We start from the raw sequence: 25,757 nt of genomic DNA on the forward strand, positions 1-25,757 counted from the left end.
TGCGGCCGAGCCCTTGCTCATGATCCCGCCGACCAACCGAACGGAGCAGGCCGTGAATCCCGCCCTGTCATTCGAGCCATTGAGCCCCGTGTCCTTCCTGGACCGGTCGGCCGCGGTGTTTCCCGAGCGTACGGCGGTGATCGACGGGGACCGGCGTTTCACGTACGCACAGCTGCACGACCGGTGCCGTCGGCTCGCCGGCGTTCTGGCCCCGCTCGCGAACGGTGACCCGGTCGCGGTCCTGGCTCCCAATACGCACATCATGCTCGAGGCCCACTACGGAGCCCCGTGGGCCGGTGCGCCCCTGGTCACGATCAACACCAGACTCTCCGCCCCCGAGGTGCGTTACATCCTCGAGCACTCGGAGAGCGCAGTGCTCCTGCACGACCCGCAGTTCGACGACCTCGTGGCCAAGGCGATCGACGGGATGCCGCATCCGCCCCTGATCGTGCGCGCAGGCCCCGGCGACGACGGCGCCTACGAACAACTCCTCGCCGCCGCCGCACCGACGGCCGTCCCCTTGCCCGATGAGGGCGCGCTGCTGTCCATCAACTACACCTCCGGAACGACTGGTCGTCCCAAGGGCGTCATGTACCAACACCGTGGCGCCTATCTCCAGGCACTCGCGATGGTCACGCACACTCAGCTGAGCACAGCGTCCGCCTACCTCTGGACTCTGCCCATGTTCCACTGCAACGGCTGGTGCTTCCCATGGGCGGTGACCGCCGCCGGCGGCACACACGTGTGCCTGCCGAAGGTGGAGGCTTCCGAGATCTGGCGGCTCATTCACGACGAACACGTCACACATCTCTGTGGTGCCCCTGCCGTGCTCTCCATGGTGGTGGACGCCCCGGAGGCCAAGCGCGACACGGACGAGGTCATCCGGTTCCTGACCGGCGGGGCGCCACCGAGCCCCACCCTGCTCGCCGCCGCGGATGAACTGCGTTTCGACGTCACGCATCTGTACGGGCTCACCGAAACGTACGGGCCGTCGGTGCTCTGCGACTGGCACCCCGAATGGAATGGCCTCGCCCCCGAGGAACAGTCCCGGCTTCGCGCCCGGCAGGGCGTGTCCAACATCGTCGGCCTCACCGCCCGCGTGGTGGCCAACGGAGTGGACGTACCCGCGGACGGCACCACGATCGGTGAGATCAGGTTGCGCGGCAACAACCTCATGCTGGGCTACCTCAAGGACGCCACCGCCACGGCCGCGGCCGCACCGGACGGCTGGTTCCGGACCGGCGACCTCGGTGTTCGCCACCCCGACGGATACATCGAGCTCAGGGATCGCAGCAAGGACGTCATCATCTCCGGTGGAGAGAACATCACCTCGATCGAGGTCGAGCAGGCCATCGCCAGCCATCCGGCGGTCCTCGAAGTCGCCGTGGTCGGTGCCCCGGACGACCGCTGGGGCGAGGTGCCGGTCGCGTACACAGTCCTGCGCCCGGATGCGGTCGCCACCGAGCGGGAGATCATCGACCACGTCAAAGACCGCATCGCACGATTCAAGGCGCCCAAGCGGGTCGTCTTCGGGGAACTGCCCCGAACCTCCACCGGGAAGATCCAGAAGTACCTGCTCCGCGAAAACGAGCGGGCTGCCGGCTCACTGGCTCCCCTTGCCTCCGATGGCACGGAGGAGGAGGGGCAGTAGGCGGTCGGCCGTCTCCGCCGCCGAGCCTGCGTCCACTTCGTCCGGCGGCAGCGGGGTGAGGAAGAACCTGCTCATCATGGGACCGATGACCAGGTCGCCGAGCAGATCGGCGTGCTCGACAGGCGCGATGTCACCCCGGTCCACCGCACGTTGCACGATCTCCTCCATACGTAGGCGAACGGGCAGCACGAACGCCTTCGTGAGGGCGTCCGCCAGGGCGGCGTTGTGCCCACCCTCGGCGATCAGGGACCGCAACACCCCTCCCTCCTTCCCGGTCATCGAGGCCGCCTTGTCCCGGAGCAGGGCACGCAGGTCCCCTTCGAGGGTGCCGGTGTCGGCAACTGCCGTGAGCTCCTGGGAGTAGGCCGCGGCAGCGTCGACGACCAGGAACTCCTTGGACGGCCAGCGGCGGTAGAGGGTGGCCGTGGACACTCCGGCGCGGGCCGCCACGGCGGCGGTGGTCAAGCCGCCGTAGCCGCTCTCGCCCAGGACGGCCGGAGTCGCATCCAGCAAAGCACGGTCCCGGTTGGCATCACGGGGGCGGCCCCTGCGTGCCGCCGACTCGGTCATCGGTCATCCCCCGAGTCGGAGCGCCGGAGGGGTCGTTCGAAGGATTCAGGAAGCGTGGGAGGGGTCACACCAGAAAGCGGCGCCACCTTCAACACCGGACGCACCAAGCCCCTCTCGTGACGGAGGCAGCAGCTGCACGCGCTGCGGCAGATGCTGGCCGAACATCAGGACGTGTTCGCAGACGCGCTGTACACCGACCTCGGCAAGAACGCGACCGAGTCGCACGTCATGGAGATCGGCTTCCTCATCAAGGAGATCGACCACACCCTGAGCCACCTCGACCGGTGGACTCGTCCGAGCAAGGTCTCCGTACCTCTGGTGCTCGCGCCGGCCCGGGCCTGGACCGTCCGCGAGCCGCTGGGCACAGTGCTGATCATCAGCCCCTGGAACTACCCGCTGAATCTGGCGCTGGCGCCCCTTGTCGGCGCACTGGCCGCCGGTAACTGCGTCATCCTCAAGCCCAGTGAAGTCGCCCCCGCGACCTCGGCCGCGCTCGCCCACTGGCTGCCCCGGTTCCTGGATCCGCAGGCCGTGGCCGTCGTCGAGGGGGGCGTACCGGAGACGACCGCCCTGCTGGAACAGCGCTTCGACCACATCTTCTACACCGGCAACGGCACGGTGGGACGCATCGTGATGGCTGCCGCGGCCCGCCATCTCACCCCGGTCACCCTGGAGTTGGGCGGCAAGAGTCCCGCCGTCGTCGAACCCGGTGCCGACCTCGCGACGGCCGCCCGTCGCATCGTCTGGGCCAAGTTCATGAACGCCGGCCAGACCTGCGTCGCGCCCGACTACGTGCTCGCTGTCGGACAGGCGGGCGCCGACATCGAGTCGCACCTGACCGCAGCCATCCGGGAGATGTACGGCACCGATCCGGCCCGGAGCGCCGACTACGGCAACATCATCAACGAGCGCCACTTCGACCGGCTTGCCGGTCTGCTCAACGATGGCCGGACCGTTGTCGGCGGCGACCACGACCGTCCCACCCGTTACATCGCCCCCACCGTTCTCGCGGACGTCGACCCCGACTCGGCCGTGATGCGTGACGAGATCTTCGGGCCCATCCTGCCCATCGTCCGCGTCCCCGACCTGGACGCGGCGATCACTTTCATCAGCGGTCGGGACAAGCCACTGGCTCTCTACGCCTTCACCGCATCCAAGCGCTCCAAGCAGCGGCTGATCGCGGAGACGTCCTCCGGCGGCTTGGGCCCCCCAGACCTCTATGTCGGACACCAGCCGCAAAGTGGTTGTGCGTGACGTGGCTGGGCGAGGTGAAGCAGGGCCGCACCCAACACGATCGTGCGGCGCATCACCGGGTTCACCGTTAACCGCGCTTTTCGCCGGGGGCCGAGGTGCCCGAAGAGGCGAGGGTGGCGGTCCGGGCTCAGCCGGCGGAGGTGTGGGCCGGGGAGGGCATGCCGGCGAGGTGGGGCTCGGAGGCTGGCTCGGGATGGTCCGAGGGCGCCGACTCCGGTCGGGTGTCCGCGGACTCCAGGCGGAGCATGGCCGTCTCGTCCGGGGTGCCGGGGGCTGCCTGGTAGACCACCATGCGCTGGCCGCCCGTCCGGGCCAGTCGCATGACCTCGTAGGTCAGGGTCATCGGGCCGGCCTTCGGATGCTGGAAGCACTTCTGCCCGCCGCCGCGTTCGCAGACGTCGTACCGCTCCCAGAGCTGCGCGAACTTCGCTGACTTCAGCATCAGTTCGCCGACGAGCGCGGTCAGCTCCGGATCGTCCGGGTCGGCCCCGGCGACCGCCCGCAGATGCGCCACCGAGAGGGCGACGGTTTCCTCCCACGGCTCGTAGAGCGTCCGGCCGACCGGGTGGAGGAAGAGATAGCGGGTCAGGTTGCGCTGGTCCTCCGGCCAGTCCCAGAGTCCGGGCATCAGCCGTCGGCCGGGCGGGTTCGCGGCCAGTACGCGGTTGTAGCGGCTCACCACATAGGCGGGCAGCGGGCGCACCGACTCCAGCATCCGCAGCACTGAGTCGCGGACGGTGTGGTCCGAGCAGGCAGGCAGTTCGGAGGGCCGGCCTGAGGCCATTTCCGCGAGTTCGTGCAAGCGTTCGTAACCGTCGCCACGCAGCCGCAGGGCGCGGCCGAGAGCGTCCACGACGGCGGGGGAGGGGTTGGTCTCCCGGCCGCGCTCCAGGCGGATGTAGTAGTCGACGCTCACTCCGGCCAGCGCGGCCAGCTCCTCCCGGCGCAGTCCGGGAGTGCGGCGCAGGCCCGCACCGGCCGGGAGACCGACATCCTCCGGGCGTACCTGCGCCCTGCGGGCCTTCAGGTATCGGCCGAGCTCCGTGCCCCTCGTATCCGCTGCTGCTGCCATTCGGCCATTGTCGCAGGCGGTGAAAGAGCGTGGGGGGCCGTGTCAGGGCCTGGAACGCCGCACCCCGGGCACAGCGCGGTCTTCCGGGCGGCCGCGCGCGGGCGGAGAGTTGATCCGCCGGAGCGGGCGGCCCGTCCGCCGGGGCCCAGGGGGTGCGAGACACCGGTCCGCGGCCCCGGCGGGCTGCGGCCGCCCGCCCGGTCATCTCTGATGAGCCGTCCCTTGCAGTCGCCCAGGAGTTCACCATGCCTGCCACCCCTGCCCCGTCCCCGTCGACCGCCTCCACCCCCGGGCACGACTCGGAACCGTCGGCGCCCGAGCTGCGGCGACGACAGCCGGGCCGAGCCCGGCCAACCGCGCCGCCTGCCGAGGCACCCGCCGTGTCGCGGCGGAGCGGCGTCGCGCTGGTCGCTTCGCTTCTCGGCTTCACCGTGATCACCATCGACGTCTCGGCCGTGAACATCGCGCTGCCCGCGATCCGGGACTCCCTCAGTGGCGGGATGGCCGGGCTGCAGTGGGTGGTTGACGCGTACACCCTGATGTTCGCGGCCCTGATGCTCTCCGCGGGAGCCCTCGCCGACCGCACCGGCGCCCGCCGCGCCTACGCATGGGGCGTCGCCTTGTTCACCCTCGCCTCGCTCGGCTGCGCGCTCGCGCCCGGCATCGGCGTGCTGGTGGGCGCACGCGTGGCGCAGGGCGCCGCCGCCGCGGTCGTGATGCCGGCCTCGCTGGCGCTGATCCGGCAGGCCTACGAGGACCCCCGGGCGCGTGCCCGCGCCATCGCGCTGTGGACGGTCGGCGGCTCGGTGGCGATGGCCGCGGGTCCGGTGCTGGGCGGGCTGCTCACCGACTCGGCCGGCTGGCGAGCGGTCTTCCTGCTCAACCTCCCCGTGGGCGCGGTGATCCTGGGCCTGCTGGTCCGGGTGCCGCGCTCCCCGCGCCGGCCCGCGGCACTGGACGGCGGCGGCCAGCTCGCCGCCGTACTGGCCCTGGCCGGGCTGGCCTTCGCGGTGATCGAGGGCGGCCACCTGGGCTGGACCAGCGGCCCCGTGCTGGCCGCTGCCGCGATCGCCCTCGCCTCCGGGTGCGCCTTCCGCATGGTGGAGGCCCGGCACCGCCAGCCCATGGTTCCGCTGGGCATGCTGACGGACCGCCGGGTGGCCGTCCCGCTCGCGGTCGGTTTCGCCGTCAACGCCGCCTTCTACGGCGGAATCTTCCTGCTCGGGCTGTACTACCAGCAGCTGCGTGGGATGTCGGCCATCGCGGCCGGGCTCATGTTCGTCCCGATGTCGGCGGTGGTGACGGCGACCAACCTGGTCTCGCCGCGGCTGGCGGAGCGGATCGGACGGCGGCCGGTGATCGTCGCCGGGCAGCTGGTCTTCACCGGAGCGATGCTGGCCATGCTGCCGCTGGCCGCGCACACCCCGGTATGGCTGGTACTCGTCCTGCTGCTGCCGCTGAGTGTCGGCGGGGCGCTCGCGGTGCCCGCCCTGACAGCGCTGATGATGGACGCCGTCCCGCAGGAACGCGCGGGGACCGCGTCCGGGCTGCTCAACTCCCTCCGCCAAACCGGCGGTGCGCTCGCCGTCGCCCTCTTCGGCAGCGTGCTCTCCGGCCCGGGCGGGGACTTCTCCCTGCCGGGCATGCGCATCGGCCTCCTCACCGTTGCCGCCCTCCTCCTCGCCACCGCCGCCCTGTCCCGCCTCCTCCTGCCCCGTGGCTGACCCCGTCGATCGGCGCCACGCGCCCGCCTACAGCCGCTCCAGGTCCACGAGCACGACCCCGTCGCGCCGCCAGTGGGGTTCGGCGGCGCGCTGAAGTCGATAGTGCGCTGAGGGGCAACGGCGGCGGAGTGGACGGCGTTCGGCTGATGTCCGGCCGCTGTCCTGCCTACGACCGCGGCCGCGAGGTCGATGGCTCAGGGCCGGAGGCGGGCGCCGCTTCCCAGCCGTGCGGTGACGTCGCGGGGGGTGAGGGCGGAGTGGTCCGCGGAGCATTCGACGACGACGCGGACCGGGGCGTCGCAGTCGGTGTGGGTGACGTCCAGGACAGGCCCCTCGGGGCCGAGGGTGTATGTCTCGCCCCACTGGGTCAGGGCCATCAGGACGGGCCACAGGTCCCAGCCCTTGCGGGTCAGGCGGTATTCGTTGCGGGGGCGGCTGCCGGGCTCCCGGTAGGGGACGGTCTTCAGGATGCCGGCCGAGGTCAGCTTGCGGAGTGCTGGGTTACGAAGCCGCCCATGGACCATCCGAGCAGATCGACCTGCGTCAGGCCGAGGGCCTCGATGAACTCGATGGCGCCGTCGGCGAATCCTTCGATCGATTCGCGCGCTTCACCGGTCGTGTAACCGATCCCGACGTTGTCGAAAGGGATCACGTCGTGGTCGGCGGCCAGGAGATCCAGGAACTCCGGGTCCCAAGAGTCGATGGTCCCGCGGAAGCCGCTCACCAGGACCAGGGGGACGCCGCCCGGGGGCCCAATCCGCCGGTAGGTGAACGTCGCGGAAGCGCCTTCCTCGGTCAGGTCCTCGGCCTTGTCCGTCAGATAGGTACTCATGATGTTGTTCTCCTCTGTGCCCGATGTGCCCGATGTGCCTGTGAAATCTGGTCTGTTGGGGCGTGTGTCAGTCGGCCGTCTTTTTGGTTTGCGGATCTCGTGCCGAAGGCCCGGTTGTGGAAGGGCGGGGCGCCTTGTGCGAACGCGTGAGGCCCACGGGTCGACGGTCGGCGCGGTCACGGCTTGGGGCCTGGCGACGGTTGAGTGGTCCTCGGCTCCTGCCGCGCCGCTGCCCTCGCGTCGATGGCGCGACGGCGCGGGCGTGGGGCACCGAGCATCGGCATCGACGGGGATGCCTTCGGCGGTGAGGGCGAGTGAGGCGCGCTGTGTGTGGTGGCCGATGTTCGCCTCGTCGGCAGGACTTCGGGGTGCCTACCTTGTGTCTTGGATGCAGTCGGCAGTCGGTGTGATCAACGTAGGGCTGAAGGTCGATTAGATTACGTGCGTAATGTAAGTGGTCGATCCGTGGATGGCAAGTAGGCCATCATCTCCGGGGTCCATCGTTGCCGTCGGCGGACTCAGTCCATCAACAAGCGTGGCCGGGTAGCAGGGCTGTCGCCTTTGAGGCCTCGCGGCAGCGGGCTATGGCCAGGCATGTGTGCGGTGTGGGTTCAAGCGGTGCGCCGTTTCATCGCCGCGCTCGCGGATCGGCACGTGTAGTGGCGCTCAGTGCGTGGGGGACAGGGCGCCGCGGAAGGTGCGCCGGTAGGCGAGCGGGGAGACGCCGATGGCGGCGTGCAGGTGCTCCCGTAGCGATGTGCCGCCGGCGAAGCCGACTTGGCCGGCGATCTCGTCCACCGGCAGATCGGTGGTCTCCAGGAGGTGCCGTGCCCGGTCGACGCGCTGCTGGATCAGCCAGCGTCCCGGGCTCATGCCCACCTCCTCGGTGAAGCGGCGGGCGAAGGTGCGCAGGCTCATATGGGAGTGCTCGGCGAGGTCCGCCAGGGCCATCGGCTCGTGGAGGTTCTCCAGGGCCCACTGGCGGGCGGCGGCCGTTCCGCTGGCCGTGGTTGTGGGTGCCGGGTGCTGGATGTATTGCGCCTGCCCTCCGTCGCGCCATGGAGGGGCGATGCACATGCGGGCCACCTGGTTGGCGACTTCGCTGCCGTGGTCCTTGCGGATGAGGTGCAGGCAGACGTCGAGCCCGGAGGCGGCGCCTGCTGAGGTCAGGATGTCCCCGTCGTCGATGAACAGGGCGTCCGGGTCGAGTGCGACCTGGGGGAACCACGAGCGGAAGAGGTCCGCGACCACCCAGTGGGTGGTGGCCGGCCGGCCGTCGAGGAGACCGGCCGCGGCGAGAACGAAGGCGCCGGTGCAGATCGATACGAGGCGACTGCCCGGGGCCGCCGACACGAGCGCCTTCGTCACGGCTTCCGATACTTCGCGGGTCACTGATGTGGAGGTGAAAGGGGGGATGACGACGGTGTCGGCGGTGCGCAGTACATCCGGGCCATGCTCGACGGTGATCGAGAAGTCGGAGTTGGTGCGGACCGGGCGGCCGTCGACGGTGCAGGTGAGGACCTCATAGAGGCCGTCTGTGGCTCCGAAGACCCGGCTGGGGATGCCCAGTTCGAAGGGGTACACCCCGTCGATGGCCAGAACTACGACTCGGTGAAGCTGCGCCATGGCGTGATCCCGTCGAAAGTTGGCATTCGTGCCATTGTAGCGTGCGGCGGGTGGCGGCCAGGCTCGGCACATGACGAACACCGCCACCAGGCGGCCCACCGATCAACTCATCTACGAGCCCCCGAGTCCGGAGAAGAGAGCCCCCGTGAACACCACCGCATTCGCCCGCCGCCGTACCCTTGCCGCCGCACTCATGGCTGTCGCTCTCACGGGTGCCGCTGCCGTGCCCGCCGTCGCTTCCGCCGCACATCGCGAAGCTCCCGGCCGCGATCGAGCCGCGGAAATCTCCAGCGCCGGATATGGCGACAGCGCCCGGCTCGGCTACCAGAAGGCGGTCGCCGTCCAGCTTCTCAAGGGTGTCTTCGAGCGGGGCGACACATCCGTCGTCGACCGTTTCGTACGGCCGGACTACATCCAGCACAACCCGCTGGCCCCCGACGGCGCCGAGGCCCTCAAGTATTTCGGTGCCCTCCAGCGGCAGCAGTACCCGGACCTGCGGTACGACATCAAGCGGGTCATTTCGGAGGGCGACCTGGTGCTCGTGCACTCGAACATCGTCCTGACCCCTGGCACCCGCGGGGTGGCCGCGTTCGACATCTTCCGTTTCCAGGGCGGGAAGATCGCCGAGCACTGGGACGTGCTGCAGGCGGTGCCGGCGACCACGGCCAACGGCAACGACATGTTCTCCACGGTCAGTCGGCCGCGGACCGAGGCGCCGGGTCCCGCGTGGCGCACCGCGTACAACAGGAAGCTGGTCACCGCGTTCTTCGACCGGCTCCTGGTGAAGAAGGACCCGTCCGCCGTCGACGCGTACGTGGGCCCCGAGTACGACCAGCACAGCCCGAACGTCCCCGACGGCGTGGCCGGCCTGAAGGCCGGAGCCGCCGCGTTCGGCGCCCAGTTCCCGCAACTGAGGGTCACCCGTAAGCGGATCATCGCCGAGGGTGACCTGGTGGCCGTCCACAGCAACTACGTCCTCACACCGGGCACGCGCGGCCAGGCCGTGGTCGACCTCTTCCGGGTGCGGGGCGGAAGGATCGTCGAGCACTGGGACGCCGTGCAGGACGTCCCGGAGACCTCCGCCAACGACAACACCATGTTCTGACGACGGCGTGCGCGGGGTTCCGGACAGGCGCCGGAACCCTGCGCCCGGCTTTTCACGCGTCACAAGGACTTCACCAGACCGAAGGCGTTCCCGCGGCTGGGGTTGCGCTGGAACAGCGGTTCCAGACGCCGTATGGAGTCCGGGCACAGAGGTCCGCGTTAAGCATCGCCCGGTGGAGTGGACCGGCAGTCGCCGAACGTGGCGAGCCTGGGCGTGGATGACACCGAATCGACGACCTACGTTGTGGCATGATCCCGTTGAAAATTGGCATTCATGCCATGGTGCCTGGGGGGCGCGGGCCGCGACGCTGGATGCATGACGAATCCCAGTACCGCCACGATGCGTGCCATCCGCCAGGACTCCCACGGTTCCCCCGAGGTGCTCAAGGAGGTCGAACTGCCCCGGCCCGAACCGGGGTTGAGTGAGATCCTGATCGCCGTCCGCGCTGCCGGCGTCAACCCGACGGACTGGTGGAACCGCGCCCAGCCCATGACCGCCAGCGGGCTGCCCCTCATCCTGGGCTGGGACGTCTCCGGAGTCGTCGAGGCCGTCGGTACCGGCGTCACCGTGTTCAAGCCGGGTGACGAGGTCTTCGGCATGCTGCCCTACCCGCACGGCGTCGGCTCCCACGCCGAGTACGTGACCGGCCCCGCCCGCGCCTTCATCCACAAGCCCGCCGGTATCGACCACGTCCAGGCCGGCGCTCTGCCGCTCGCCGCCCTGACCGCCTACCAGGCCCTCGTCGACACGGCCGACATCCAGCCCGGGCAGCGCGTCTTCATCCACGCGGCCGCCGGCGGCGTCGGCCATCTCGCGGTCCAGATCGCCAAGTCCCGTGGCGCCTACGTCATCGGCACCGCCAGTGCCGCCAAGCACGACTTCCTGCGTTCTCTGGGAGTGGACGAGGCCATCGACTACCACGCGGTCGACTTCACCGAGGCCGTCAAGGACATAGACGTGGTCCTCGACTCCGTCTCGCTGGACACCGCGGCCCGCGCCCGCTCTCTCGCCGTGCTGCGCCCGGGCGGCACCCTCGTCTCGATCCTGCCGGTACCCGTCGACCCCGACGAGCTGGCCGGCATCGCCGAACGGGGCATCCGCTACGAGGCCCTCCTCGTCGAGGCCGACCGCGCCGGCATGCAGGCCATCGCCGACCTGGTCGAAACCGGCGCCCTGCGCGCCCACATCGAGGCCACCTTCCCACTCGCCGAGGCGGCCAAGGCCCACGCCCTCGGCGAGACCGGCCGCACCACCGGCAAGATCGTGCTGACCGTGGAAGGGACGGTGAAGACGCAGATCGCCGCCCAAGTCCTCAGGACCGTGTTCGACGGGGGCGACACGACCGTCGTCGAGCGCCACGTGCGGCCGGACTACATCCAGCACAACCCGCTTGCCCCTGACGGCCCCGAGGCCATGAAGGCCTTCGGCGCCGGCATGCGAGAGCAGTTCCCGGACGCCACGTTCGACGTGTTGCGAGTCATCTCCGAGGGCGACCTGGTGCTCCTGCACTCCCGCGGCGTCCTGGTTCCCGGCACCCCCGGGATGGCCGTCTTTGACATCTTCCGCTTCCAGGACGGGAAGATCGCCGAGCACTGGGACATCCTCCAGGAGGTGCCGGCGACCACGGCCAACGGCAACGACATGTTCTCGACCCTCTCCCGGCCGCAGGTCGAGGGGCCAGGGGAGCGGTGGTTCACCGCCTACAACAAGAAGCTGGTCACTGCCTTCGTCGACCAGCTCCTGGTCCGAAAGGACCTGACCGCCATCGACACCTACGTGGGCCCCGAATACCACCAGCACAGCCCGAACTTCCCCGACGGCGTGGCCGGTGTGAAGGCCGGAGCGGGCGCGTACTTCGAGCAGTTCCCGCAGCTGACGATCGCCCCGAAGCGGATCATCGCCGAGGGCGACCTGGTGGCCGTCCACAGCCACTACGTCGAGACCCCGGGCGAGCGCGGCCGAGCGGTCATCGACCTCTTCCGGGTCAGGGACGGAAAGATCGTCGAGCACTGGGACGCCGTGCAGGACGTGCCGGAGACCGCCGCCAACGACAACACGATGTTCTGACGGCCTCAGGGGTCGTAGCGGTCGCGCTACGGCCCCTGGCCGGCGCCTGACCGGATCGCATCACCCCGAGACATACCGAGACAGGTAAGCCCGCCATGAATTTCGCTTCCCTGCCCGACCGCCGCGCCGAACTCGACCCCCATGGAGCCGCGGTCTCCGACGGGCACCAGTCCCTCACCAACACGCAACTGCTGAGCCGGGTCCGCATGGCAGCGCGTCAGCTCCAGGACCTCGGGATCGGTCCCGGTGACGTCGTCGCCCTCCAGCTGACGAACCGCGTCGAGTTCGTGGTCCTGCTGTTCGCCTCCTGGCGGCTCGTTGCCACCGTCACGCCGGTCAACCCGAGCATGACCGACGTCGAAGTGGTCCGACAGCTCCAGGACTCCGGTGCGCGCCTGCTGGTGGTCGAGGACGGTACGGCCGTCATGGCGCACGAGGTCGCCGTACTCGCGGTCGGCGAACTGTACGAAGGAACAACAGAGCCGGATCAAGCACCGCTTCTGGACCCGGCCACGCTGGCCCTGCTCATCTACACCAGTGGTACGACCGGAGTGCCCAAGGGCGTGATGCTCGACCACGCCAACATCGACGCCATGGTGGAGATGGGGCGCCGGGCGCTGGAGGTCGGGCCGGCCGACCGGTGCCTGCTGATCCTGCCGCTCTTCCATGTCAACGGCATCGTGGTCAGCGTCCTTCTGCCGCTGCTCGTGGGCGCGAGCGTCGTCATCGCGGGCCGCTTCGCCCCCCGCATCTTCTTCGAACTCGTCGAGCAGGAGCGCCCCACCTTCTTCAGCGCGGTGCCGACGATCTACAGCATGCTCGCGGCGCTCCCGGACGACGTCCGGCCCGACACCTCGTCGCTGCGGTTCGGAGTCTGCGGCGCCGCACCCGCCTCCGCCGAGTTGCTGACCCGGTTCGAGGCCCGGTACGGGTTCCCGCTCGTCGAGGGGTACGGCCTGTCCGAAGGAGGAATTCGGATGCCGTTGGAACGGGCCTGACATTCGTTGTACTGATGCCCGGACCAGAGGCACGAGGGGATCTCCGGCCGATCTGACGCGCCTCCGCAGCGTCTGGTAACTCCGGCATCTGCTGGTAAAGCCCCGCCAGTTGCCGCGTTTCACTGCCGTGCCGTGAGCAGGGAAGACGCCGCCTGCCGCCTTCCCCGCCGTGCACAGGCCGGTTTTGGCGGTCAGGTGCCGAACAGTTGAAGGGCGCTGAGCCAGATTGCCCACGGGTTCACACGCTCGGGATAGCGCTGCTTCATCGCGTCGAAGTATTCCGCGGGGGCCGTGGCCTGCTTGAGGACGACGGCGCCGGCGTCGAGATAGCGCCGCGTTTCTTCGATGTCCGATGCGGGATTTCCGCGTTGGGTGTCCTTGTGACTGGCCACCACGAAACGTGGCTTCAAGGCGGCGACCTTGTCGAGGGCCCGGTGCCACGCGTCCAGTCCGCCGTCTCGGCCTTCTCCGAGGTACTGGTGCACGTTGTTGTAGACGACATCACCGGCTATGACCAGGTCCAGTGAGGGCACGTGCAGCACGCTGGTGTCGTCGGTGTCGGAGTGGCCGACCTCGTGCGCGACGAGCTCGTGCCCGTCGAGGAGCAGCCCGCCGGCGGGGAACACGGAACCCTGGACAGTCAACGGAGGCTCGGGAAGGGCGTCGCCGAAGATATCCCTGTACACGCCGGCCAGCACTCCGCCAGGTGTCTGGCGAGCGATGCCCGCGAGCACCGCGTCGCTCGCGACGACCGTCACGTCGGGGAACCGGCGCAGCAGGTAATTCGTGGTCGCGAAGTGGTCGAAGTGAGCGTGGGTCACATAGATGTAGCGCAGAGCCACATCGTGGCTTTCCACCCATTTGATGAGCGTGTCGGCCTGCCCGCGTGTGACCGGCGGGTCGGTCAGCAGCGCCTCGGTCTTCCCGTAGATGAGCGTGTGGGACATCGATGACCACAGCGACGGCCCGCCGTCCGGCCGTGGCGGAGCCGCAACCGTAACCGGCACCATGTCCGAGACGAAGACCTCATAGCGAAGATCGGTGCTGCTCATCGGGCTTCCGCCTGTCCGCCGGCCGCAGCGAGATTCTCCCGCCGCGGGACATGCTTCTGGTAGTCGGTGCCGGCGAAGTGCGTCGCGGCCCAGTCCTCGACCATGCCGCTCGCTGCGGATGCGGGCGCATTGTCCGTCCGCCGTAGGCCGGGGTTCCCTCTGTCCGGATAGGTGATCACAGTCGATCCTTTCCGTCGTGGTGACATAACCGTATGGCTTTTGCTTGCGTCATTACAAGGCTTGGGTGTCCGCATCTTCGCGTCGTGTGCGCCGACGTGGCACATACAAAGCGTGTACGCTTCTGTCATGGAGAAAGGCGGGCAAGGAGATGCAGACGTCGGTGCCACGCATGCGGGCACCGACGGCAACGACCGGTTTGGCGTCGCGATGGCGCCTGGTGAGCTGCGGATCGTTCAGGACCTGCTGAACACCGCTTCCATCCCGAAGGCCGGTGGCGATGTTCCGGACCTTCTGGACGCGCCGGATACCGCGGCGCGGTGGCTGGGCGCCTACGGGATCGCGGGCGACAGCCCAGGCGTGGGTGATCTCCGGGCGCTGCGTGACGCCATACGGCGGTCGTTGGTCGAGCGCGACCACGACCTGGATCACGACGAGGGCACCAGGCCGGCAGCCGTCGAAGCAGCCGTCAGGGTTCGATTCGAAGCCGACGGGACCGTGAGATTCGTACCGGGCTCAGTGGGCATTCCCGCTCTCGGTCAACGGGTACTTCTGGCGATCTACGACGCCCAACTCGCTGGAACGTGGCGCCGCTTGAAGCTGTGCCGTAATCCGCTGTGCGCGGTGGCCTTCTGGGACAACTCCCGCAACACCAGTGGTGTGTGGCACGACGTGCGCACCTGCGGCAACGTCGCCAACCTGCGGAAGTCGCGTGCGCGGCGCGGGCGACCGGGCCGGAACCTCCCGACAAGTTGACCGACCAGCTGTCCGGCCGGATTACGGCTGGAGCCGTAAGCGGACCGACGCGGCGGTCACCGTGCCGTGGAAGACGTAAGCTCTCTTGTCGTAGCGTCTGTTGGCCGAGGTTGCGCCTTCGCATGTCTGCAAGCCGGCGCCGAGGTCGTCCAGGAGCCGACCGTGCAGCCCTACGGCGTTCGCGACTGCGCCGTCCTTGATCCGCCGGCAACTTGACCCGCATCCAGGAGCTGCGCTGAGCCGTCGAGAGTTCGCAGCCATGACCATGCACAGACGGCATCGGGACGGCACCCGAGCATGACGCCGGTGGCTGTCGCGGCCCGCTCCGCGCTGCACGCGCACCGGGTTTCACCCCGTGTCGACGACGAGGACTTCCACGCCGCTGGCCTGCAGTGTGTCGAGCTCTGACGCCGAGATGCCGGCGTCGACGATGACGAGGTCGAACGCGGTGACGGGTGCGAGCTGGTAGAGGCCGCGGCGTTGGAACTTGGTGTGGTCGACCAGAAGGATTTTGCGGTCGCAGGCTTCCATCAGGGCTCGTTTCACTCCCACCGTCTCCTGGGACTGGTGGTAGCAGTGGCCGCGGGTGATGGCGGTCGTCGAGGCGAACAGCGTGTCGGCACGCAGGGTGTTCGCCGCGTCGATGGTCCGTATGCCGAGGAATGCGTCGTAGGCGGGGTAGTACGCGCCGCCAAGTGAGATGAGCTCGATTCCCGGACTGCCGGCGAGAACCTGGATGACGGGTACGAAGTTGGTGATGATCGTCAGTGGTGCGCGCTGCGAGAGCAGTCCGGCAAGCGCGAGGGCCGTGGTGCTGTCATCGACGATGAGGGACTGACCGGGCTTGACGAGGCCTAGTGCGGCATGGGCGAGCGCGTTTTTCGTCGGCGCCATGGATTGGGTGCGGTGCCGTATGTCGCCGTGGAAGGCCGTCGACGGTTGTGCGGTCGCCCCGCCGCGGACTTTCCTCAGCCAGCCCTTGCCCTGCAGGTAGTCGAGATCCCGGCGGATGGTCATCGGCGTCACGCCCAGCTCGTCGGCGAGCCGCTCAATGCGGACGAAGCCTTCGTCGACGACACGGCTCTTGATCCGCTCGCGCCTCTCGCGCGGCCCTCGCCCGCCCTCGCCGGTGGCCGGATCTTTACCTTCCTTCATGAAAGTCCCTCTGTTCCCTTTCTGTTAACAGAACACATACGCGTTGTGTCGGGTTTTCATCTCGTCAGCTGCGCGCTCTCACCTGCAACGAGCGTGTTACAGCAGGGTTTGTGGCGCGCTCCCCGAAGGAGCATGGCACACCGATGTTCCCCCATGCCAGGAGAACGAACAGTCAGGTTGAGCAAAGGATCAAACATCGGTGTTCAGTTCTCAGGATGTGTTGACACCCGCAGGAGCCACGCGTTTCTTGTGCGTTACGTCGTAGCGACCAACCGGCGGCTACACGGTTCTGGATCAAGGAGTCGAACATGAGAAAACTGGCCATTGGTGCTCTCGCCGGCATTCTCGCCCTCAGCGCTCTCACCGCATGCGCTCAGGAACCGAGTGGCGGGAACTCCGGGTCCGCCAAGGCGGACGGAAAGTCGGGCAAGGTCGCATTCCTCATGCCCGACTTGGCCTCAACCCGCTACGAGCAGTACGACGCTCCGCTGTTCAAGAAGCGTATGGCCAAGCTGTGCCCGGACTGCGGGGTTATCTACCAGAACGCCAATGGTGACGCCTCGCTGCAGCAGCAGCAGGCGAATTCCGCGATGGCCCAGGGTGCCAAGGTGATCGTGATCGACCCGGTGGACTCGGCCGGGGCAGCCACGATCGTGCAGACGGCGCAGTCCCAGGGCGTCAAGGTGGTCGCCTACGACCGTCCCATCCCGGACAAGCCCGCGGACTTCTATGTGTCGTTCGACAACGAGGCGATCGGCGAGTCCATCGCCCAGTCGCTGGTCGATCACCTGAAGGAGACCAAGGCCGAGGGCGGTGTGCTCGAGATCAACGGGTCTCCCACCGACGCTGCTGCCGGGCTGATCAAGAAGGGTGTTCACAACGCCGTCGACAGCAGCGGATTCAAGCTGCTCGCCGAATACGACACACCGGGATGGGCGCCGGAGAAGGCCCAGCAGTGGGCGAGCGGGCAGATCTCCCAGTACCGCGGCAAGATCGCCGGCGTGGTGGCGGCCAACGACGGCACCGGCGGCGGAGCGATCGCGGCCTTCAAGGCCGCCGATGTGAAGGTCCCGCCGATCACCGGCAACGACGCGGAGCTGGCAGCGATCCAGCGCATCATCGCGGGAGATCAGTACAACACCATCTCCAAGCCGATCAAGATCGTCGCCGAGGCGGCCGCAGACGTGGCCGAACAGTTGCTGCAGGGCAAGGAGCCCAAGGCGGACACCAAGCTGTTCAACACCCCGTCGCAGCTGTTCAAGCCGACCGTCGTGACACAGAAGAACCTCAAGGAAGTCATCTTCGGCTCCGGTGCAGTGCTCAAGGTGAAGGACGTGTGCACCGCGCAGTACGCCGCCGCCTGCGGACGCCTGGGCATCCAGTAGCGGTCTGAAGTCTCTGAGGAAAAGAGGGTCACGATGACAGGCACCGCGGTCACCGGTGCGGGCACGGACACCGTGTTGTCGCTGAGCGGAATCTGCAAGAACTTCGGCGCGGTCGCCGCGCTGACCGATATCGAGCTCGACGTCGCGGCCGGTGAGGTGGTCGCCGTCGTCGGGGACAACGGCGCCGGCAAGTCCACCCTGGTGAAGATCCTCTCCGGGGTGTACACCCCGGACGTGGGGGAGATCTTCGTACACGGCAAGAAGGTGTCCCTCGGCTCACCGGCCCTTGCTCATGCGATGGGCATAGCCACCGTTTTCCAGGACCTGGCCCTGTGCGAGAACCTCGACGTCAAGGCGAACCTGTTCCTGGGCCAGGAACTTCGGCCCTGGATGCTGGACGACGTCGCCATGGAGAAGCGCTCCTGGGAGTTGCTGCGACAGCTGTCGGCGAAGATCCCCACACTCAGTGTCCCGGTGGCCGCCCTCTCGGGCGGCCAGCGGCAGACGGTCGCGATCGCCCGATCCCTGCTGAGCAACCCGAAGATCGTCCTGCTCGACGAGCCGACGGCCGCCCTGGGCGTCGCGCAGACAGCCGAGGTCCTCAACCTGGTCGAACGGCTCAAGGACAACGGACTCGGCGTGGTGATGATCAGTCACAACATGGAGGACGTCCGCGCGGTGGCCGACCGCGTCGCGGTGCTGAGGCTGGGCCGCAACAACGGTGTGTACGACGCCAAGGACGTCTCCTCCGAAGAGATCATCGCCGCGATCACCGGCGCGACCGACAACGTGGTCTCGCGGCGAGCCGCAGGCCGACCGACTTCCCCGCAGGAAAAGCAGGAAAAGCAGGAAGAGAAGGAAGAGCTGTGACCATCACCGAAAACTCGGTGGCATCGGCCACTGACCTACAGGATGAGCGTCTTGTAACGCCGCAAGGCATCACCGACAGCATCAGGGCCACGATCCGCCGCGTTCGGGGTGGAGACCTGGGCATGCTGCCAGTCGTCGGCGGCATCGTGGTGATCTGGACGATCTTCCAGATCCTCAATCCGACTTTCCTGTCCAGCACCAATCTGGTGAACCTGTCCTTCGACATGGTGCCAGTGGGCGTTCTCGCGCTGGGGATCGTGTGCGTCCTCCTGGTCGGCCAGATCGACCTCTCCGTGGGATCGGTGAGCGGTGTGTCGGCCGCGATCACGGCCGTCGTCATGGTCAAGAACGACCAGCCGATGTGGCTGGCGGTCCTCGCGGCCGTAGCCGGCGGCTGCCTGATCGGCTGGCTCTACGGCCAGGTGCTCAATCGCGTGGGCGTGCCCAGCTTTGTGGTCACCCTGGGCGGGCTGCTGGCTTTCCTCGGCGTACAGCTGTGGCTGCTTCGAGACCAGAACGCGATCAACCTGCCCTACGACTCCACCCTGGTGAAGTTCGCCCAGCTGTGGTTCGTCCCCGTCTGGTTGGCCTACTCACTGGCGGTGGCGGCCGCGGCTGGATTCCTGGCCACCGGGTGGGTGCGTGCCCGGACCCGCCGCAACGCCGGGCTGTCCTCCTCGTCGCTGCAGTGGCTTGTCATGCAGTCGCTTCTGCTGCTGGCCGGGCTGCTGCTCGTGGTCTTCTACCTGAACCGCACCCGCGGCGTCGCCTGGATGTTCGTGTTCTTCGTCGCCCTGGTGCTGGTGATGAACTACGTGCTGACCCGCACCAAGTTCGGACGATCGATCTACGCGGTCGGCGGCAATGCCGAGGCGTCCCGCAGGGCCGGCATCAACGTGCGGCGGATATACACCTCGGCGTTCGTCATGTGTTCCGCGCTGGCCGCGGTCGGCGGCATCCTGGCCGCCTCGCGACTGGCCGCGGCGAACCAGAGCACCGGTACCGGAGACGTCAACCTCAACGCCATCGCCGCTGCGGTGATCGGCGGGACCAGCCTGTTCGGCGGTCGCGGCTCGGCCATCGCCGCCCTGCTCGGAGTCCTGGTCATCCAGTCGATCTCCAGCGGTCTGACACTGCTGAACCTCGACTCCTCCTACCGGTTCATCATCACCGGCGTGGTCCTGCTCATCGCCGTAGGCCTGGACTCCGTCGCCCGGCGCTCGCGCCAGGCCCACGGTCGGGGGTGAAGCGAGTGACTGCGATCGCCATGGACGCGGGCACCACCACCATCAAGGTGGTCGGATACTCCGACGACGGGAAGGAGTTGGCGGTCAGCCGACGGCCGACCCAGGTGTTGCGGCCCCGCACCGGGTGGGCCGAGCAGGACATGTCCGAGGTCTGGGCCGCGGTTGCCGACGCCGTACGGGAAGTCGTCGCCGCGCTCCCCGACGTACCCGACATGGTCGCCGTCACCGCACAGGGCGACGGCGCCTGGCTGGTCGACGGTCAGGGGCGTCCCACCGGGCCGGCCGTGTTGTGGAACGACGGACGGGCCACCGCCCAGATCACCGCGTGGGAGCGCGACGGGGTGGCGCGGGAGGCGTTCCGGACCAGCGGGTCGCGGATGTCCACCGGCATGCCCAACGCCGTACTGGCCTGGCTGCGCGAGAACGACCCCGACCGGGTAGCCCGATCGAGTCACCTGCTGACCTGCGGTGGCTGGCTTCACCTGAAGCTGACGGGTGAGCCTTCCGTCGACGAGTCGGACGCATCGGCACCGTTCATGGACATCAGGCGGCGCGACTGGTCCGACCGTCTGTTCGAGCTCTACGGCCTTCAGTGGGCGCGGCGACTCCTGCCCGAGCTTCGCGACGACGACCACCGGGTCACCACGATCAGCGTCTCGGCAGCCGCGGAGACCGGCCTGCCCGCAGGAATCCCGGTGGTGATGGCGCCGTACGACATCTGCGCCACCGCCATCGGCACTGGCGCGGTGGCCTCAGGCCAGGCGTGCTGCATCCTCGGCACCACCCTGTCCACGGAGGTCATCACGGACACGGTGGTCACCGACGAGCCGGTGGGCATCACCGTGACGCTCGGGGTGCCCGGGCGCTATCTTCGCGCCTTCCCCACCATGAGCGGCGGCGATGTCCTGGACTGGGGCGCAGGGCTGCTCGGACTGACCTCGGTCACCGATCTGATGGCTCTGGCAGCGCAGGGCAGACGCTACACAGCCGGGGTGCGGTTCATCCCCTACCTCTCACCTGCCGGCGAGCGGGCCCCGTTCTTCGACACCACGGCGCGAGGCTCCCTGTCCGGCCTGTCCCTGGAAGCCGGCCGCGAAGACGTGGCCCGTGCGCTGGTGGAGGGAGTCACGATGACCATCCGCGACTGCCTGGCCGCGGCCCCGGGTTCCCCGGACAGACTTGCGCTCTGCGGCGGCGGCACCAGAAGCGACTTCTGGATGCGGCTGATCGCCGATGTGACCGGCCTTCCAGTGACGATTCCCGCCTCCGCGGAGGTCGGGGCCCGCGGCGCCTGGCTGACCGGCCTGGTCGCCACCGGCCGCGAGCCGGACCTCCCGACCGCCGCCGCCAAGTACGTGGAGGTTGCCGCCACCTACCAGCCCGATCTGGAGGCGTTCGACGACTTCAGCGACCGGTACACCGACTTCCTGCAGCTGCGGGAACTGAACCAGCCGCTGTGGGCACACGGCCGCGGACAGACACGTCCGACCCCGACCGGTGGAGTCGGCGCATGACCGCCGGCGGAAGCGATGCGTGGCTGGGCATCGACCTGGGGACTCAGGGCGTACGTGTGGTCGTCGCCGCGTCCGACGGCAGTGTGCTGGGCGAGGGCTCCTGCCCACTGACCAGCAGCCGGGAGGACGATCGCCACGAGCAGCACCCCGAGCAGTGGTGGCGCGCGATCCTCACGGCGATCGACCTGGCACGGGCCGCGGGTGCCGACCTGCGCCGGGTCCAGGGAGTGGCCGTCGACGCGACCTCCGGCACCATCACCATGCTGGACCGCCGTGGCCTCTGTGTGACACCAGCACTCATGTACGACGACGGGCGCGCCGCGGCGGAGGCAGAACAGGTCAACGCCGCCGGGGAGCAGCAGTGGGCCAAGTCCGGCTACCAGCGGATGCAGCGCTCCTGGGCTCTGCCCAAGCTCCGATGGCTGCTCAACCACTACCCCCACGCCGCTGAGAACGGCTGGCGACTGGCGCATCAGAACGACGTCATCAACCGCAAGCTCGTCGGGCACGAAGTACCCACCGACACCAGCAATGCGCTCAAGACCGGCGCCGACGCCGCACAGGTGACATGGCCCGAACCCGTTCTCGCCGCGTTGGAGATCCCCCGCGCGATGCTGCCCGACCTGGTGCTGCCCGGCACGGTCATCGGTCAGGTCTGCGCCGCGGCCGCTGCCGAGACCGGGCTCAGCGAAGGCACCGCCGTCGTCGCCGGGATGACCGACGGCTGCGCGGCACAACTGGGCTCCGGCGCAACGGCAGTCGGCAGTTGGAACTCGGTCATGGGCACCACCCTGGTCCTCAAAGGCGTCACCAAAGACCTCGTCCATGATCCGCACGGGGTCGTCTACTCCCACCGATCACCCTCCGGCCACTGGCTGCCCGGTGGAGCCTCGAGTGTCGGAGCCGGCCTGGTCGCACGCGAATTCGCGGACGCCGACCTGGACACGCTCACCCGCGAGGCCGCGGCGCTGCTGCCCACCGACCTGTTGCGCTATCCGCTGGTCTCCCCGGGAGAACGCTTCCCCTTCGTCGCTGCGGACGCCCGCGCGTTCGGCAGCCGCGAGCCGGCCACCCGGGCCGAGTCCTTCGCCGCACTGCTGCAGGGCGCCGCCTACGTCGAACGGCTCTGCTTCGACTACGTGGACCTGCTCGGCGCCCCGACCGACGGAGCGATCGTCCTCACCGGCGGGGCCACTCGCAACCCCCTATGGAACCAGTTGCGCGCCGATGTACTGCAACGCCCGGTGAGCCTTCCGCACAACGCGCAACCCGCGCTCGGCATGGCTGTGCTGGCAGCATCGAGCCGTGACGCTCTGGACAGCGTCGCCGCCGCGATGGTGCGACTCGACCGGACCCTCGAACCACGCCAATCAGAGAAAAACCCTCACGACGAGGGGTACTTCCGGCTGCTCGATCTGCTTGTCCAACGCGGCTGGCTCCCCGGCGCCGTCGCGACCCACGCACGAGAAAGGACGGCGCATTGAGCCTCCATGTCATCTTCGTCCGACACGGGGAGACCCTGTGGCACGCCGAGAACCGGTATGCCGGCAGCACCGACATCGCGCTCACCGAGCGCGGCCACGCACAATCACGCGCGCTCGCGGACTGGGCGGAGCAGGCGGAGCTGACCGCGGTCTTCGCCTCCCCACTCACGCGATCGCAAGAAACCGCACGCGACAGCGCGGTGAGCACCGGGCTGCCACTGAGCGTGGACGAACGGCTGCGCGAACTCGACTTCGGTATCGCCGAGGGCCTCACGCGCGCGGAGATGCAACAGCGATTTCCCGACCACCTCTCAGCCTTCAAGAGCGACCCGGTGACGAACCACTTCCCCAAGGGAGAGGACCCCCTGGCCGCCAGCGACCGCTATCTGGAGTTCCTCACCGACCTCCAGGTCGATCACCGCGAAGGCCGCGTCCTCGTCGTGGGCCACTCCACCGCGATCCGGCTCGCGCTCTGCCGCATTCTCGGCCTGCCGCTGCGCCAGTACCGCCGCACCTTCCCGTTCCTGGCCAACTGCGCCCTGAACGAAGTCGTGCTCGACGACGGCGTGCCGTCGTTGCTGACGCTGAACCGCCCCGTGACCCCAGGAGCACTCAAGTGACCACCATCCTCGCCGCCGGTGACCACTTCGTCCTTAACTCCCTGCTCATCGACAGGCTCCGGCCGGCCGCACCAGGCGCGACCTTCCGCGAACTCACCCTGCCCTGGCCGGTCGAGCCCTTCGGGGAGGTGGCCGAGGTACGGGAGGCATCGGGCACCGAGGACGAGCTCATCGAGGCCCTCGACGGAGTCGACATCTGCGTCACCCAGATGGCACCGCTCACCGAACGGATCCTCAAAGCCAGCCCCGATCTGCGCCTGTTCTGCGTCAGCCGCGGCGGCCCCGTCAACGCCAACCTCGAAGCAGCCACCCGGCACGGCGTCGCGGTCTCCTTCGCCCCCGGCCGCAACGCCACCGCCACCGCCGAGCACACGGTCGCCCTCATGATGGCCGCGGCCCGACGAGTCCCCGCCACCCACGCGGACCTCGCCGCAGGCACCTGGCGAGGTGACTACTACATGTTCGACAAGGTCGGGCCCGAGCTCGAGGGCAGCACCGTCGGCATCGTCGGATACGGCGCCATCGGCTCCCGGGTCGCCCGCATCCTGCGCGGCTTCGGCGCCCATGTGCTCGTCGCCGACCCCTTTGTCCGTCCGGACGACGTGTCACCGGCCGAGGTCACCGACCTGGCGGACCTCATGCGGCGCTCCACGTTCGTCACCGTCCACGCCCGCGCGACTCCGGAAACCGAGGGCTTGCTCTCCCGGCAGATGATCGACCTGATGCCCGCGGGCGGCGTGCTGGTCAACTGTGCCCGCGGGTCCCTCGTCGACTACGACGCCGTATGCGACGCCCTGGACGCCGGAAAGCTCTTCGGCGCGGCCTTCGACGTCTTCCCCCGCGAGCCGATCCCCGCGGGCTCACGCCTGCTGACGACCCCCAACATCGTCATGACGCCCCATTTGGCCGGCGCCAGCAAGCAGACCGCTTTCAACGCCGCCTCCATCGTGGCCTCGGAAGTAGAAAGATTCCTGCAAGGCCAGCCACTCGCGCACTGCGCAAATCCCGACGTTCTCGCCCGACTTCACTGAGCACGTAGGGAACCGTGTCGAGATAGGCGGCCCTACGTCCTGGGGAACTCCTGGGCGAACACCTGCTGATAGACCAGGCGATCAGCGGTGGCAAGGTCGAGGCCACCGGTGCGGCTGCGGGCGAAGGCGTTCGACCCCGACGGCACCAAACTCACTGCCGCGACCATGCTGAAGACTCAAGCAGGAGGTCATCCGCTCCGCCGGGACCTACATGAAGGCGGACTCCGCCAACACCGTCCCGGTCTCGCCTTCGTCGCCACCCAGGCCAAGCTCAAGACGACGCCCGCCTTCGACGCCGTGGGCGTCATGAACTACACCGAGTAGAGCTGGAACCACAACGCCGTGGCCGGCGACGCAGCGGTCTCGACGACACCGGCCTCACACCGGACGAGTACATCAAGAAGTCGAGCACGACCGTCGACGACCAGCTCCACCTGATCAACCCGATGGACTTCGTCAGCACGAAGGCCGACACCGCACCGAACTGGTACGTGCACAACGGCACCCGTGACAGGGACACCTCGTTCATCGTCTTGATCAACCTCGATCGCTGGCGATTCTTGGAGAACGGCTCTGTCCGCAGTTTCACGACATGGGCGGCGGCGGTCAGCCATGGCCGCGAAGTTGAGCAGGAAGGTTGCAGACTGGCTGCTCGACGGCACCCGGATGAGCCGGACGGACCTGCCGTTGCCCCACGAGCAGGGCGCCGTGGTAGAACCGTGTGCCCTGCGAGCCGCCAGGCCAGTCACCGGCCTTTTTTGTTGAACCATCCGAGCGACTGGACGACGGACGCGCCGACAACGAGGATGCCGAGAGGAACGATCGTGAACCAGGTGGCATCGGCTTTCATGGCCGCGAGCAGGGCGACGGCGGCGAGGGCCAGCGCCAGGAGCACGAGCATGCCCAGTAGGACACGAATCTTGGAAACCAACGGAGGACTCTCCAATGTTCAGCCGGGTTCTAATGGCCAGACAGCGTTCGCTACCCGTTGGACAGTTGGCGACGGTTGCCCAGTAGGGAGGCAGCAAGCTCCCCGGCGTGACCCCACGGCTCCGTCAGGCAGCTCATGGGGCGAGTCTCCCAACGCTGCCTTCCCGAGGCGCCAGTAGAACTACGTAATCGCATACGTAGGTTCAGCGGCTGAGGCGGGGCGGGGCAGCTGCCAGTCGTACAGTGAGCCGTTGTCAATCTCACCTGTCGGATGGGCAGTTGGCCTGTGCTTGTCTACCCGTCCGGCGTCGACGTGTCCAGCTCGACCCTGCGCTTCCTCACTGCCCGCCTGAGGGAACACCGTCGTCTTCTCGGCACCCGATGGCGGCGCCTGAGCGCGGGTCGGCAGGCCCTGCTCACCCTCGTCCACCTCCGCAACGGCCAGCCGTATGCCCAGCTTGCGGCTGGTTCCGGGATCGGCACCATCACCGTCTACTGCTGCGTCACCGGCCCTGGCCGGTCCCGTCCAGGGCGGAAAGGCCGCGCTCGCGCTGAACGGGCTTCTGCTTCCCGGTGTAGTCGGCGGCCTCCTCGCTCTGGGAGGACGTCCATTGACCTGGCCCGTGCCGCTGGGCGC

The 25,757-nt window shown here is 68.5% G+C and carries 21 protein-coding genes and 5 pseudogenes; 17 read left to right on the forward strand and 9 right to left on the reverse strand.

Annotated features, from left to right (window positions below):
* Positions 1-52: 52 nt before the first annotated feature.
* On the forward strand, positions 53-1,651 hold the full coding sequence (locus RNB18_RS04550; protein WP_311712830.1) for an acyl--CoA ligase family protein: 1,599 nt from the start codon (positions 53-55) through the stop codon (positions 1,649-1,651).
* Here the strand turns inward: RNB18_RS04550 and RNB18_RS04555 are convergent.
* Entirely contained in the window at positions 1,604-2,221 is a 618-nt protein-coding gene (locus tag RNB18_RS04555) for a TetR/AcrR family transcriptional regulator (protein WP_311712831.1), read from the reverse strand. The two genes, RNB18_RS04550 and RNB18_RS04555, sit on opposite strands and share 48 nt — an antisense overlap.
* A gap of 54 nt (positions 2,222-2,275) precedes the next feature.
* Here RNB18_RS04555 and RNB18_RS04560 point away from each other — a divergent pair.
* Positions 2,276-3,424 (forward strand): annotated as a pseudogene (locus RNB18_RS04560) (aldehyde dehydrogenase family protein); the annotation flags it as partial.
* A 178-nt stretch (positions 3,425-3,602) separates the two neighbouring features.
* On the opposite strand, the gene RNB18_RS04565 reads toward RNB18_RS04560, so the two are convergent.
* Complete coding sequence (locus tag RNB18_RS04565; protein ID WP_311712832.1) at positions 3,603-4,547, reverse strand: helix-turn-helix domain-containing protein; 945 nt, start codon at positions 4,545-4,547, stop codon at positions 3,603-3,605.
* A gap of 245 nt (positions 4,548-4,792) precedes the next feature.
* On the opposite strand from RNB18_RS04565, the gene RNB18_RS04570 reads away from it, so the two are divergent.
* Positions 4,793-6,271 carry an MFS transporter gene (locus tag RNB18_RS04570; protein WP_311712833.1) on the forward strand — a complete coding sequence of 493 codons (1,479 nt, stop codon included), beginning with the start codon at positions 4,793-4,795 and terminating at the stop codon, positions 6,269-6,271.
* 194 nt (positions 6,272-6,465) lie between these two features.
* Here the strand turns inward: RNB18_RS04570 and RNB18_RS04575 are convergent.
* The 3 genes and pseudogenes from RNB18_RS04575 to RNB18_RS04585 form a co-directional block, all read right to left on the reverse strand.
* Positions 6,466-6,765: pseudogene (locus tag RNB18_RS04575) on the reverse strand (winged helix-turn-helix transcriptional regulator); the annotation flags it as partial.
* Positions 6,753-7,103, reverse strand: a complete 351-nt coding sequence (locus tag RNB18_RS04580) for an alpha/beta fold hydrolase (protein WP_311712834.1) — start codon at positions 7,101-7,103, stop codon at positions 6,753-6,755. The pseudogene RNB18_RS04575 and the gene RNB18_RS04580, both read right to left, overlap by 13 nt.
* A gap of 666 nt (positions 7,104-7,769) precedes the next feature.
* Positions 7,770-8,729 (reverse strand): GlxA family transcriptional regulator, encoded by a 960-nt coding sequence (locus RNB18_RS04585; RefSeq protein ID WP_311712835.1) that lies wholly within the window; start codon positions 8,727-8,729, stop codon positions 7,770-7,772.
* A 70-nt stretch (positions 8,730-8,799) separates the two neighbouring features.
* On the opposite strand from RNB18_RS04585, the gene RNB18_RS04590 reads away from it, so the two are divergent.
* The 4 genes and pseudogenes from RNB18_RS04590 (at position 8,800) to RNB18_RS04605 (ending at position 12,899) form a co-directional block, all read left to right on the forward strand.
* Positions 8,800-9,834 (forward strand): nuclear transport factor 2 family protein, encoded by a 1,035-nt coding sequence (locus RNB18_RS04590; RefSeq protein WP_394817582.1) that lies wholly within the window; start codon positions 8,800-8,802, stop codon positions 9,832-9,834.
* Positions 9,835-10,173: 339 nt separating this feature from the next.
* Positions 10,174-11,112 (forward strand): annotated as a pseudogene (locus RNB18_RS04595) (NADP-dependent oxidoreductase); the annotation flags it as partial.
* 33 nt (positions 11,113-11,145) lie between these two features.
* Positions 11,146-11,901 (forward strand): annotated as a pseudogene (locus RNB18_RS04600) (nuclear transport factor 2 family protein); the annotation flags it as partial.
* 95 nt (positions 11,902-11,996) lie between these two features.
* Positions 11,997-12,899 carry a class I adenylate-forming enzyme family protein gene (locus tag RNB18_RS04605; RefSeq protein WP_311712836.1) on the forward strand — a complete coding sequence of 301 codons (903 nt, stop codon included), beginning with the start codon at positions 11,997-11,999 and terminating at the stop codon, positions 12,897-12,899.
* A 191-nt stretch (positions 12,900-13,090) separates the two neighbouring features.
* Here the strand turns inward: RNB18_RS04605 and RNB18_RS04610 are convergent, their stop codons facing one another.
* The gene (locus RNB18_RS04610; protein ID WP_311712837.1) at positions 13,091-13,951 is read right to left on the reverse strand and encodes an MBL fold metallo-hydrolase; all 861 of its coding nucleotides are present in this window, start codon (positions 13,949-13,951) and stop codon (positions 13,091-13,093) included.
* 306 nt (positions 13,952-14,257) lie between these two features.
* Between RNB18_RS04610 and RNB18_RS04615 the strand changes: the two genes are divergently transcribed.
* The gene (locus RNB18_RS04615; RefSeq protein ID WP_311712838.1) at positions 14,258-14,884 is read left to right on the forward strand and encodes a CGNR zinc finger domain-containing protein; all 627 of its coding nucleotides are present in this window, start codon (positions 14,258-14,260) and stop codon (positions 14,882-14,884) included.
* Positions 14,885-15,232: 348 nt separating this feature from the next.
* Here the strand turns inward: RNB18_RS04615 and RNB18_RS04625 are convergent, their stop codons facing one another.
* Complete coding sequence (locus RNB18_RS04625; protein WP_311712839.1) at positions 15,233-16,039, reverse strand: DeoR/GlpR family DNA-binding transcription regulator; 807 nt, start codon at positions 16,037-16,039, stop codon at positions 15,233-15,235.
* Between the two features lie 308 nt (positions 16,040-16,347).
* On the opposite strand from RNB18_RS04625, the gene RNB18_RS04630 reads away from it, so the two are divergent.
* From RNB18_RS04630 to RNB18_RS04660, 7 genes are all read left to right on the forward strand, one after another.
* Entirely contained in the window at positions 16,348-17,424 is a 1,077-nt protein-coding gene (locus RNB18_RS04630; RefSeq protein WP_311712840.1) for an ABC transporter substrate-binding protein, read from the forward strand.
* A 33-nt stretch (positions 17,425-17,457) separates the two neighbouring features.
* The gene (locus RNB18_RS04635) at positions 17,458-18,294 is read left to right on the forward strand and encodes an ATP-binding cassette domain-containing protein (RefSeq protein WP_311712841.1); all 837 of its coding nucleotides are present in this window, start codon (positions 17,458-17,460) and stop codon (positions 18,292-18,294) included.
* 122 nt (positions 18,295-18,416) lie between these two features.
* A complete protein-coding gene (locus tag RNB18_RS04640) occupies positions 18,417-19,541 on the forward strand; it encodes a sugar ABC transporter permease (protein WP_311712842.1) in 1,125 nt (374 codons plus the stop codon).
* A 5-nt stretch (positions 19,542-19,546) separates the two neighbouring features.
* Positions 19,547-21,055, forward strand: coding sequence for an FGGY-family carbohydrate kinase (locus tag RNB18_RS04645; protein WP_311712843.1), 1,509 nt, complete (start codon positions 19,547-19,549; stop codon positions 21,053-21,055).
* Positions 21,052-22,539, forward strand: coding sequence for an FGGY-family carbohydrate kinase (locus RNB18_RS04650; protein WP_311712844.1), 1,488 nt, complete (start codon positions 21,052-21,054; stop codon positions 22,537-22,539). Before RNB18_RS04645 ends, RNB18_RS04650 begins: the two co-directional genes overlap by 4 nt.
* Positions 22,536-23,159, forward strand: a complete 624-nt coding sequence (locus RNB18_RS04655; protein ID WP_311712845.1) for a histidine phosphatase family protein — start codon at positions 22,536-22,538, stop codon at positions 23,157-23,159. The genes RNB18_RS04650 and RNB18_RS04655 overlap by 4 nt, the downstream gene beginning before the upstream one ends.
* Positions 23,156-24,190, forward strand: coding sequence for a 2-hydroxyacid dehydrogenase (locus tag RNB18_RS04660; RefSeq protein ID WP_311712846.1), 1,035 nt, complete (start codon positions 23,156-23,158; stop codon positions 24,188-24,190). Before RNB18_RS04655 ends, RNB18_RS04660 begins: the two co-directional genes overlap by 4 nt.
* Positions 24,191-24,222: 32 nt before the next feature.
* Here the strand turns inward: RNB18_RS04660 and RNB18_RS04665 are convergent, their stop codons facing one another.
* A complete protein-coding gene (locus RNB18_RS04665; RefSeq protein WP_311712847.1) occupies positions 24,223-24,345 on the reverse strand; it encodes a hypothetical protein in 123 nt (40 codons plus the stop codon).
* A gap of 10 nt (positions 24,346-24,355) precedes the next feature.
* Here RNB18_RS04665 and RNB18_RS04670 point away from each other — a divergent pair, with 10 nt between their 5' ends.
* On the forward strand, positions 24,356-24,514 hold the full coding sequence (locus RNB18_RS04670) for a hypothetical protein (protein WP_311712848.1): 159 nt from the start codon (positions 24,356-24,358) through the stop codon (positions 24,512-24,514).
* Between the two features lie 421 nt (positions 24,515-24,935).
* On the opposite strand, the gene RNB18_RS04675 is transcribed toward RNB18_RS04670, so the two are convergent.
* Positions 24,936-25,091 carry a hypothetical protein gene (locus RNB18_RS04675; protein WP_311712849.1) on the reverse strand — a complete coding sequence of 52 codons (156 nt, stop codon included), beginning with the start codon at positions 25,089-25,091 and terminating at the stop codon, positions 24,936-24,938.
* Positions 25,092-25,406: 315 nt separating this feature from the next.
* On the opposite strand from RNB18_RS04675, the pseudogene RNB18_RS04680 reads away from it, so the two are divergent.
* Positions 25,407-25,616, forward strand: a pseudogene (locus RNB18_RS04680) (transposase family protein); the annotation flags it as partial.
* Positions 25,617-25,757: the final 141 nt, after the last annotated feature.

This window comes from Streptomyces doebereineriae (assembly GCF_031845645.1).
Taxonomy (GTDB): domain Bacteria; phylum Actinomycetota; class Actinomycetes; order Streptomycetales; family Streptomycetaceae; genus Streptomyces; species Streptomyces canus.